Below are 372 nucleotides of genomic sequence, written 5' to 3' on the forward strand. Positions count from 1 at the left end.
CGCACGTAGAAAAAGGTCTGCCCCAGACAGTCGCCGCTTCGTCGTCGTCCTCTTCGGGGGAGACGGGCGGAGGGGAGGAAAGTCCGGGCTCCATAGGGCAGGGTGCCAGGTAACGCCTGGGGGGGAAACCCACGACCAGTGCAACAGAGAGCAAACCGCCGATGGCCCGCGTAAGCGGGATCAGGTAAGGGTGAAAGGGTGCGGTAAGAGCGCACCGCGCGGCTGGTAACAGTCCGTGGCACGGTAAACTCCACCCGGAGCAAGGCCAAATAGGGGTTCATAAGGTACGGCCCGTACTGAACCCGGGTAGGCTGCTTGAGCCAGTGAGCGATTGCTGGCCTAGATGAATGACTGTCCACGACAGAACCCGGC

1 other RNA gene is annotated in these 372 nt (G+C 62.4%); it reads left to right on the forward strand.

What is annotated here, in order from left to right:
- Window positions 1-25: 25 nt before the first annotated feature.
- An RNA gene (gene rnpB, locus C5750_RS26195) (RNase P RNA component class A) lies at window positions 26-372 on the forward strand.

Source organism: Phyllobacterium myrsinacearum (genome assembly GCF_002980555.1).
Classification (GTDB): Bacteria; Pseudomonadota; Alphaproteobacteria; order Rhizobiales; family Rhizobiaceae; genus Phyllobacterium; species Phyllobacterium myrsinacearum.